General features: G+C 66.8%; 1 protein-coding gene. It reads left to right on the plus strand.

The features are described 5' to 3' along the window. Window positions 1-105 precede the first annotated feature (105 nt). Window positions 106-11,494 (plus strand): non-ribosomal peptide synthetase (locus tag OO258_RS08020; RefSeq protein WP_266029650.1); only part of this gene is annotated, 11,389 nt, incomplete at its 3' end.

Consider the following 11,494-nt stretch of genomic DNA (forward strand, 5'->3'; position numbering starts at 1 on the left):
CCTTCCAATTCCACCCCTGTCCCCGCTTCCCATGTCAGACCGCCCGGTCACGATCCATTAGCGTGTTCACCATCCCCATTTTCAGGCAAAGCAGGATGCTTACCGATGCACTTCAGCGAACTGATGGCTGCTCTTTCCACCCGTGCGATCCGACTCCAGCGTGAAGACCAGGACCTGATCGTCCTGGGTGACGACGAGACCCTGGACGACCATTTGTGGGAGGCACTGTCGCGGCACAAGCCGGCTTTGCTGGAAATGCTCGCCGAACAGGATGACGACTGGCTCAGCCCGGCATTTCGCATCACACCCGACATGCTGCCCCTGGTAACACTGGATCAACAGGCCATTGATCGTATCGTCGAGAGCGTGCCAGGTGGCGCGGCCAACGTGCAGGACATCTACCCGCTGGCCCCGTTGCAGCAGGGCATGCTCTACCACCACCTGTCCGCCAGCAACGGCGACCCGTACCTGTCGCAGGTGCAACTGCACTTTGCCAGCAAGGCCCACCTGGAAGCCTTCGCCCAGGCGCTGCAATGGGTCATTCAGCGTCACGACATTCTGCGCACCGCCTTGCACTGGGAGTGCCTGGATGCCCCCGTACAAGTGGTTTGGCGCGAAGCGGCACTGCTGCGCGAGGCCGTGCCGCTGAACGGGCGCAGCGCACTGGCTGGCCTGTGCCGGCGTTACGATCCGCGCCACTACCGCCTCGACCTGCGCCAGGCGCCGCTGATGCAGTTGATGCATGCCCAAGGGGAGGGCGACGAGTGGGTAGCCCTGCTGATGTTCCATCACGTGATCATGGACCACACTGCGCTGGATATCGTCCGCCGTGAAATCCAGGCGCACCTGGCTGGCACATCGGCACAGCTGGCGGCCCCCATGCCGTTTCGCAATGTGCTCGCGGCCGCCCGCCAGGCCCTCGACGAACAGGCACACCAGGCCTTTTTCAGCGAGATGCTGGCTGATATCGATGAGCCCACGCTTGCCTTCGGCTTGCAGGATATACCCGACATACCGCTGCAGCAGGCGCGTCTGACCCTTGAACCCGCGCTCAGCCAGCGCCTGCGCAAGCAGGCCCGGCTACTCGGGGTCAGCCCTGCCAGCGTGCTGCACCTCGGGTTCGCCCGGCTGATCGGCCAGCTTTCGGCGCGCCAGGCGGTCGTGTTCGGTAGCGTGCTGCTGGGGCGCATGACCACCGGTGACGGTGGCGAGCAGGCGCTGGGCATGTTCATCAACACCCTGCCGCTGCGCATCGACCTGGGCCAGTACAGTGTGCACGACGGGCTGCTGACCACACATCGCCGGCTCAGTGCCTTGCTCGGCCACGAGCAGGCATCGCTGGCCCTGGCCCAGCGGTGCAGTGGCGTGGCAGCCCCGGCGCCGCTGTTCAACAGCATGCTCAACTACCGCCACAGTGACGCCGGGGATGCCGCCGAAGTCATCCCCGTGGCCCCCGGCATCGATATCGTCGGCGCCGAGGAGCGTACCGATTACCCACTGACCGTCAGTGTCGATGACCTGGGAGAAGACCTGCGCCTGACCGTGCAGTGCCTGCCCGAATGGAATGCAGTACGCCTGTGCAACCAGTTCGAGCACGTGCTGGCAAGCCTGGTCGACGCCCTTGAGCAGGCACCCGGCACACCGTTGCAGGCCCTGGCGGTACTGCCGCCGGCAGAGCGCGAGCAGGTGCTGCAGCGGTTCAACGACAGCAGCCGGCAGTACCCGCAAGGCCAGACCGTGCATGCGCTGGTCGAAGCCCAGGTGGCCCGGGCACCCGAAGCACTGGCGGTGACGCAGGACGGCCAGGCGCTGAGCTACGCAGCGCTGAATCGCCAGGCCAACCGGCTGGCTCACCAGTTGATCGCGCGCGGCGTTCAGCCGGGTGACCGGGTCGCCCTGTGCCTGCCGCGCAACGCCAGCCGGGTGGTCGGCTTGCTGGGCGTGCTCAAGGCCGGCGCTGCCTACGTGCCGGTTGACCCGGGCTACCCGGCGGAACGCATCGCCTACCTGCTGAGCGACAGCGCCCCCGCGCTGGTATTGGCGGAAACGTCCATCGACGGCTTGCCGGACGAACGCCTGCGGCTGGACCTGGACCAGGCTGAGGCCTTTGCCGATGACGACAGCAACCCGCTGATACCTGGCCTGGATGCGCAGCAACTCGCCTACCTGGTTTACACCTCCGGGTCCACCGGCCAGCCCAAGGGCGTGATGATCGAACATCACGCCTTGGCCAACCTGGTGCATTGGCACTGCCAGGCCTTTGCCGTGGGGGCCGCCACACATGCCTCCACCGTCGCCGGTTTTGGCTTCGACGCCATGGCCTGGGAAGTGTGGCCAGCGCTGTGCGCTGGCGCCACGCTGCACCTGCCACCCCAGCCTATCGGCAATGAACATGTCGAAGAGTTGCTCGACTGGTGGCTGCAGCAACCCCTGACGGTGAGCTTCCTGCCTACCCCGGTCGCCGAGCAGGCGCTGCGCCGCGACCACCAGCACCCGACCCTGCGTACCTTGCTGGTCGGTGGCGACCGCCTGCGCCAGTTCGACCGTGATCCGGGCTTTGCCCTGGTCAACAACTATGGCCCGACCGAAACCACGGTGGTGGCAACCTCAGGGCAGATCACCCCCGGCGGTAGCCTGCATATCGGCCAGCCGGTTGCCAATACCCGGGCCTACGTGCTGGACGAAGGGCTGCAGCCCGTCCCCGTTGGCGTTACCGGCGAGCTGTATATCGGCGGGGCGCAGGTAGCACGCGGCTACTTCAATCGGCCGGAACTGACCGAACAACGCTTCCTGCCCGACCCGTTCAGCACCCAGGCCAACGCCCGCATGTACCGCAGCGGTGACCTGGTGCGCTGGAACGCGGAGGGTACCCTCGAGTACGTCGGCCGCAACGACGACCAGGTGAAGATCCGCGGTGTACGGGTGGAGCTTGGCGAGATCGAAGCGGCAATGACTGCGCAACCGGAAATTGCCGATGCGGTGGTGCTGGTGCGCGGCGAACGCCTGCTGGCCTGGTACACCGAAACTGCGCCGGTCGACCCGCTCACCCTGCGCGCAACCCTGCAGCGGAGCTTGCCGGCGCACCTGCTGCCGCTGGCGTTCACCCGCCTGGACAAGCTGCCGCTGACCGGCCACGGTAAACTGGACCGTAACGCACTCCCTGAGCCAGCGGCGGGCGCGCTGTTTGGCCAGCAGTACGAGGCGCCGCAGGGTGCAACCGAGACAGCCATGGCGCAGGTATGGGCCGACGTGCTCGGGGTAGACCGGGTAGGGCGACACGACAATTTCTTTGAACTGGGCGGCCATTCGCTGCTGGCCGTGACCCTGGTCGAGCGCCTGCGCAAGGCCGATCTGGTCATCGACGTGCGGGTACTGTTCGGCCAGCCGACCCTGGCAGCGCTGGCCGCCGCAGTGGGGGCTGGGCAGGCGGTCGAAGTGCCGGTCAACCGGGTACCCGCCGATGCTGCGCATATCACCCCGGACATGCTCAGCCTGATCCGGCTGGATCAGGCCGTGATCGACCGGGTGGTCGCCAGCGTACCCGGTGGTGCGGCCAACGTGCAGGAAATCTACCCATTGGCACCGCTGCAACAGGGGGTGCTCTACCACCACCTGAGCGCCGGGCAGGGCGACCCCTACCTGCTGCAGACCCGGCTGGCGTTCGACAGCGTCGAACGGCTGCTGGCCTGGGCGGGCGCCTTGCAACAGGTGATCGATCGCCACGACATCCTGCGTATCGCTGTGCACTGGGAAGGCCTGCCGCAGCCGGTGCAAGTGGTGTGGCGCAAGGCGCACCTGAGCGTCACCGAAGTCACTGACCTGCCCGAACAACCCGGTGTCGCCCGCATCGAGCAGTTGCACGCCCGTTATGACGCCCGTCATCACCGCATGGACCTTGGTCAGGCGCCGCTGACGCGGCTTTACTACAGCATGGACCCCGCCAACCACCAGGTGGTAGCGGTTCTGCTGTTCCATCATCTGACCCTCGACCACACCGCCATGGACGTGGTCGCCCGGGAAATGCGTGCGCTGTTGTTCGGTGAGGGGCACACCCTGCCGCCTGCGGTGCCGTATCGCAATTACGTGGCGCAGGCCTGCCTGAGCGACCAGGGCGGGCATGAAGCGTTCTTCCGCGAAATGCTCGCTGAGGTGGCGGAACCAACCTTGCCGCTGGGCCACGCCGATGTGCAAGGCGAGGGTCGAGATATCGAAAGCGCAAGCCAGGCGCTGGACCCGGCCCTGGCATTGCGCCTGCGCAACCAGGCCCGGCAACTGGGCGTCAGTGCCGCCAGCCTGATGCACCTGGCCTGGGCCCGTGTGCTTGGCGTGCTGGCCAGCCGCGATGACGTAGTGTTCGGCACCGTGCTGATGGGCCGTCTGCAAGGCGGCGAGGGCGCTGATCGGGCCTTGGGCATGTTCATCAACACCCTGCCGCTGCGGGTGGACACGACTGTGCAGGTACAGGCTGCCGTGCGCGCGACCCACCGCAGCCTGTCGGCGCTGCTGGCCCATGAACATGCGCCGCTGGCGCTAGCCCAGCGCTGCAGCAGCGTTCCGGCCTCGGTACCGCTGTTCAGCGCCTTGCTGAACTATCGCCACAGCGCCGACGATGCGCCGCGAGAAGGCGAGGGTATCTGGGCGGGGGTACGCCTGCTCGGAGGCGAAGAGCGCAGCAACTACCCGTTGACCCTCAGCGTCAACGACCTGGGCCGCGATTTCACCTTCAGCGTGCTGGCCCTGCCGGCGATCGGCGCGGCGCGGGTGGCCATGTGGATGGCCAACGCCGTGGCGCAGTTGGTCCAGGCGTTGGAACAAGGCCAGGCTACCTCCCTCGCCAGCCTGCCGGTTCTTGGTGATGAGGCCCTTCAACAGCTGGTTGGCCGCTTCAATGCAACCGCGCAGGCTTACCCGCAAGGGCACACCGTACATGCCCTGATCGAAGCCCGCGCCGCCAGTACGCCCGATGCCACTGCCGTGACCCAGGGCGACCGGGCGCTCAGCTACGGCGAGCTGAACCGACGCGCCAACCAGCTGGCACACCGGCTGATCGCCGATGGTGTGCAGTGTGGTGACCGGGTTGCCCTGTGCACGGGCCGCCACGCCGAACGCATCATCGGCCTGCTTGCAGTGCTCAAGACAGGTGCGGCGTATGTACCGGTCGACCCGGCGTATCCGGCCGATCGCATTGCCTACCTGCTGAGCGACAGTGCGCCGAAACTGGTGCTGGCCGATGCGCACATCATCGGCCTGCCAGGCGAAATCCCCCGGCTGGACCTCGATCAGCCAGAGGCATTCCACAGCCAGGCCGAGAACCCACAGGTACCCGGCCTGGATGCCCACCAACTGGCTTACCTGGTGTACACCTCCGGCTCCACGGGTCAGCCCAAAGGCGTCATGGTCGAGCACCATATGCTGGCCAACCTGGTGCACTGGCATTGCCAGGCTTTTGCCCTGGAAGCCGGTGCACGCACGTCGAGCGTGGCCGGCTTCGGTTTCGACGCCATGGCCTGGGAGGTGTGGCCGGCCTTGTGTGCCGGTGCCACCGTGCACCTGCCGCCCGCACACATCGGCAATGAACACGTCGAAGAGCTGCTGGACTGGTGGCTGGCGCAGCCATTGACAGTCAGTTTCCTGCCTACGCCGGTTGCCGAGCAGGCATTGCACCGTGCCCAGCAGCACCCGACCTTGCGCACCTTGCTGGTGGGAGGCGACCGGCTGCGCCAATTCGACCGCGACCTCGGGTTCGCCCTGGTCAACAACTACGGCCCGACCGAAACCACCGTCGTCGCCACCTCTGGCGTATTGCTGCCGGGCGGTGCACTGCACATTGGCAAACCCATCGCCAACACCCGTGCCTACGTACTGGACCAGCGGCTCCAGCCGGTGCCGGCAGGTGTCACTGGCGAGCTGTACATCGGCGGCGCCCAAGTGGCGCGCGGCTACTTCAACCGCCCCGAACTGACCGAGCAGCGGTTCCTTGCCGACCCGTTCAGCCGCCTGCCGGGCGCACGCATGTACCGCAGCGGCGACCTGGTGCGCTGGAATGCTGACGGCACCCTGGACTACCATGGCCGCAACGACGACCAGGTGAAGATCCGCGGCGTGCGCGTGGAGTTGGGTGAGATCGAGGCCGCCGTGGCTGCCCAGCCGGGCATCCGCGACGCTGTGGTACTGGTGCGCGACGACCGCCTGCTGGCCTGGTTCACCGCAACCGCACCGGTCGCGACCGAGGGCCTGCGCCAGGCGCTGCAGGCCAGCCTGCCGGCGCATATGGTGCCGCAAGCCTTTATCTGCCTGGAAGAACTGCCGCTGACCAGCCATGGCAAGCTGGACCGCCGCGCGCTACCCGAACCGGCCTCGGCCGACCTTGTCGGGCAGGGCTATGAGGCACCCCAGGGTGAAACCGAAGCCGCGATGGCCCTGACATGGGCCGACGTGCTGGGTGTGGAGCGGGTAGGGCGCCACGATAACTTCTTCGCGCTGGGCGGCCACTCGCTGCTGGCGGTCAGCCTGATCGAGCGCCTGCGTCAGCAGGGCCTGCCTACCGACGTGCGGGTGCTGTTCGGCCAGCCTACGGTAGCGTCCCTGGCGGCTGCGATGGGCCAAGGCCGGCAAGTGCTCGTGCCTGAAAACCGCATTCCACCGGGCTGCACGCAGATCACCGCCGACATGCTGACGTTGTTGGCGCTGGACCAGGCCGCCATCGAGCGCATCGTCGCAGCGGTACCGGGTGGCGCTGCCAATGTGCAGGACATCTACCCGCTGGCGCCCCTGCAGGAAGGTATTCTGTACCACCACCTGAGTGCCGCCGGTGAAGATCCCTATCTGCTGCAGTGGCCCATCGTTTTTGACAGCCAGGCACGCCTGCAGGCCTTCGCAGCTGCCTTGGACAACGTCATCGAACGCCACGATGTACTGCGCACGGCCGTGCTCTGGGAGGGCCTGGCGCAGCCCGTTCAGGTGGTACTGCGCAATGCGAGCCTGGCACTGCCTGCTGCAGGGGCAACCTTGTGCCGTGAAGAACCCGGCACCACGCTCGACCTCAGCCGACCGCCCCTGATCCGCCTGTGCTGTAGCGAATCCTCCGGCCCTGTCGAAGCCACGCTGCAATTCCACCACATCGTCCTGGACCACACCGCAATGAAAGTGGTGCTGGCCGAAATCCGCGACCACCTGCACGGCCTGCAGCCTGCCCGGGCGCCTGTGCCATACCGCAACTACGTGGCCCAGGCCCGCCTGGGCATCAGCGAAGCAGAACACGAAGCCTTCTTCCGCGCCCAACTTGCCGATATCGACGAAGCGACCTTGCCCTACGGCCTGACCGACCTGCAGGGCCAGGCCCAGCACTTTGAGCTGGCCAGCATGACGTTGCCCGCTACCCAGTACCAGCGCCTGCGCAGCCAGGCCCGGCAACTGGGTGTGAGTGCCGCCAGCCTGCTGCACCTGGCATGGGCCCGGCTGGTAGCCGCCACCAGCGGTAAATCCAGCGTAGTCTTCGGCACGGTACTGCTTGGCCGGCTGCAAGGCGGGGCCGGCGCCGAACGTGGCCTGGGCATGTTCATCAATACCTTGCCATTGCGCCTAGACCTGCACGGGGTGAGCGTGCTCGAAGGGGTCACCCAGGCCCATCAGCGCCTGGCTGCGCTGCTGGTGCATGAACACGCTTCGCTGGCCCTGGCCCAGCGTTGCAGTGGGGTGGCGGCACCAGCGCCGCTGTTCAGCGCCATGCTCAACTACCGCCACGGCGCCACCGCCAGCGAGCAGCAGGCGCGCGATCAAGCCCTGGCAGGCATCCAGGTGCTGCCCGCACGCGGGCATGGCAATTACCCCGTCAGCGTCAACGTCGATGACCTGGGCGACGGCCTGCGCATCAGCGCCCAGGTTACCCCGCAAGTGGGCGCCGAGCGCGTGTGCGGCCAGCTGCAGCAGGTGCTTGTAGGCCTGCTGGACGCACTCGAGCAGCAACCACAGCTGCCTGTGCAGCAGCTTTCGTTGCTTGCAGACGACGAGCGTCTAGCGTTGCTGGCCGGGCATCCGCCGCAGCCATATGTGGAACAGCCGTTGCACAGCCTGTTCGAGGCGCAGGTACGGCGCTCGCCAGACAGCATTGCCCTGGTGGCCGAAGACGGCCAGTTGAGCTATCGCCAGCTGAACGACCAGGCCAACCGCCTGGCGCACCACTTGATCGGCATGGGCGTCAAACCCGACGATCGTGTGGCGATCTGTGTCGAGCGCGGTTTGAGCCTGGTGGTCGGCCTGCTGGCGACCCTCAAGGCGGGGGCTGCCTATGTGCCGGTGGACCCGGGCTATCCCGCCGAACGCGTGCGCCATATGCTGGCCGACAGTGCCCCGCTGGCAGTGCTGGTACAGGCGGCCACCCGTGATGTGGCAGCTGTCGCAGCGCTGCCGCTGATCGACCTGGACCAGCCGTGCTGGCAGCAACAGCCAGTCATCAACCCGCGTATTGCCGGGCTCGGCGCACAGCACCTGGCCTATGTGATCTACACCTCCGGTTCCACCGGCCTGCCCAAGGGGGTGATGGTCGAGCACCGCAACGTGGTCAACCTGGTGCAGTGGAGCCGCCGGCTGTGCCCGGCAGCGGCCGCGGGCGGCGTGCTGCACAAGACGCCGATCAGTTTCGACGCCTCGGTCTGGGAGCTGTTCTGGCCGCTGTGCAGCGGGTTGCGCCTGGTACTGGCGCGGCCGAACGGCCAGCACGACCCTGCCTACCTGGCACAGTTGATCCAGGCGCAGCAGGTAGGCGTGGTGCAGTTCGTGCCGGCGTTGCTCCAGCAATTCATCGAACAGCCCCAGAGCAGCCACTGCACGTCGCTGACCGACATCGTGTGCGGCGGCGGCGAGCTGAGCGCAGCGTTGGCGGCCCAGGTGCGCCAACAGTTGCCGCAGGTGCGCCTGCACAACGTCTACGGCCCTACCGAGGCCACGGTCGATTGCAGCGTGTGGACACTGGAGCCCGGCGCCGCCTTGGCCCAAGGTCCGTTGCCGATCGGCCAGGCAATCGACAATACCCGGCTTTATGTGCTGGATGCCTATGACCAGCTTGTGCCGTGGGGTGTCGCCGGGCAACTGCACATCGGCGGCGCGGGGGTGACGCGTGGTTACCTGGGCCTGCCCGAGCTGCAGGCCGAGCGCTTCATTGCCAGCCCCTTTGTCGCGGGCGAACGGCTGTACCGCAGCGGCGACCTGGTGCGGCTGACCCAGGACGGCGACCTGATGTTCCTTGGCCGTATCGACCAGCAGATCAAGCTGCGTGGCTTGCGTATCGAGCCGGGCGAAATCGAAGCCTGCCTAAGCCGGGTAGCGGGTGTCCGCCAGGCGGTTGTGCTAGCGGTCGAGGACGCCCGGCTGGTGGCCTACTACACCGGCACTGCGCAGCCCGCAGACGACCTGCGCCAGGCATTGCAGGCACACCTGCCCGACTACATGGTGCCGGCCCTGTACATCCACCTCGAGCAATTGCCTCTTACGCCGAATGGCAAGCTCGACCGCAAGGCGCTGCCAGCACCGGATGCGGCCCTGCACGGGCGGCCCTACGCGGCGCCGTCAGGCCCGACCGAAACCTTGCTGGCCCGGCTGTGGAGCGAATTGCTGGGTATCGGACAGGTCGGCCGGCACGACAACTTTTTCGAACTGGGCGGCCATTCATTGCTGGCCGTGAGCCTGACCGCACGTTTGCGCCTTGAAGGCCTGCAGGCCGATGTGCGCACGCTGTTCGGCCAGCCGACCATTGCTGCGCTTGCCGCCACCCTGGGCGCCGACCAGCAGGTAGATGTACCCGAAAACCGAATCCCGCCAGGCTGCACGCAAATTACCCCGCAGTTGCTCACCCTGATCGAGCTCGACCAGCCTGCCATTGAGCGCATCGTCGCCCAGATACCGGGCGGTGTTACCAACGTACAAGACATTTATCCACTGGCGCCGCTACAGGAGGGCATCCTCTATCACCACCTGAGCGCCGAGCATGACCCTTACGTGCTGTACTCCAGGCTACGTTTCGCCAGCCGTGAGCGCCTGCAAGCGTTTGCTGACGCGCTGGACCACGTCATCGCCCGCCACGATGTGCTGCGCACTGCCGTGCTCTGGGAAGGCCTGCCGCAACCTGTGCAGGTGGTCCTGCGCGCAGTCGCACCGGTTGTGCAAGCGCCCCGTGCTCGCGCGGAGTCCGACGCAGGTCTCGATCTGACCCAGGCCCCACTGATCCGCCTGCTGTACACGGACGCGGACGGCCCGATCGAAGCTACCCTGCAGTTCCACCACATCGTTCTCGATCACACCGCCCTGGAAGTGGTCGGCGAGGAGCTGAGCGCCTATCTGCAAGGCGGCCCGGCACCCATCCATAAGCCGGTGCCATACCGCAACTACGTGGCCCAGGCCCGGCTGGGCATCAGCCAGGCCGATCACGAGGCGTTTTTCCGCGCGCAACTGGCGGATATCGACGCACCCACCCTGCCGTTCGGCCTGGGTGACGTACAAGGCGACGGCCGCGACCTGCAAGAGGCCAAGCGGCCGCTCTCGGGCGAACTTGCCACGCGCCTGCGGCAGCAGGCCAGGCAGCTGGGCATCAGCGTCGCCAGCCTGTTCCACTTGGCCTGGGCGCGTTTGCTGGCGGCTGCCAGCGGCCAGGAGCGGGTGGTGTTCGGCACCGTGCTGCTCGGCCGCCTCCAGGGCGGTGAGGGTGCGGAGCGGGCATTGGGTATGTTCATCAACACCTTGCCGCTGCGCGTCGACCTCGCCAACTGTGGCCTGCGCAGCGCGGCCCGGGACGTGCACCAGCGCCTGAGCGCACTGCTGGTCCACGAACATGCCTCGCTGGCCTTGGCCCAGCGTTGCAGTGGCGTTGCTGCACCGTTGCCGCTGTTCAGCGCCATGCTCAACTACCGCCACGGCGCCGAGCCCGATGCCACGCAGCGTCGGGGCTGGGAAGGCATCGAAGTGCTGGAAGGGCAGGAGCGCACCAACTACCCGTTGAGCCTGAACGTGGATGACTTGGGGGACGGCTTCCGCCTGGTTGCCATGACCCCGGCCGAGATTGGCGCAGCGCGCATCTGCGGGCAGATGGCGCAGTTGCTGCAAGCCATGGTCGAGGCACTGGAGCACGAACCGGACCTGCCAGTGCAGCGCTTGCCGGTGTTGCCGGCTGAGGAACGCCAGCGGGTGCTGGTTGACTTCAACGCCACGGCCGTTGACTACGACCTTGAACAAACCTTGCACGGCATGATCGAGGCGCAGGTTGCGCGCACGCCGCATGCCGTGGCCGTGCGGGCTGAGGAAGGTGAGCTGACCTATCGCCAGCTCAACGAGCAGGCCAACCGCCTGGCGCATCATCTGATCGGGCTGGGCGTGCAGCCGGATGATCGGGTGGCGATCTGCGTCGAACGTGGGCTGTCGATGGTGGTTGGCCTGCTGGCCATCCTCAAGGCTGGCGGTGCTTATGTGCCGGTAGACCCGGACTACCCGGCCGAGCGCGTGCGCC

The organism is Pseudomonas sp. DCB_BI (genome assembly GCF_026240995.1).
Lineage (GTDB): Bacteria > Pseudomonadota > Gammaproteobacteria > Pseudomonadales > Pseudomonadaceae > Aquipseudomonas.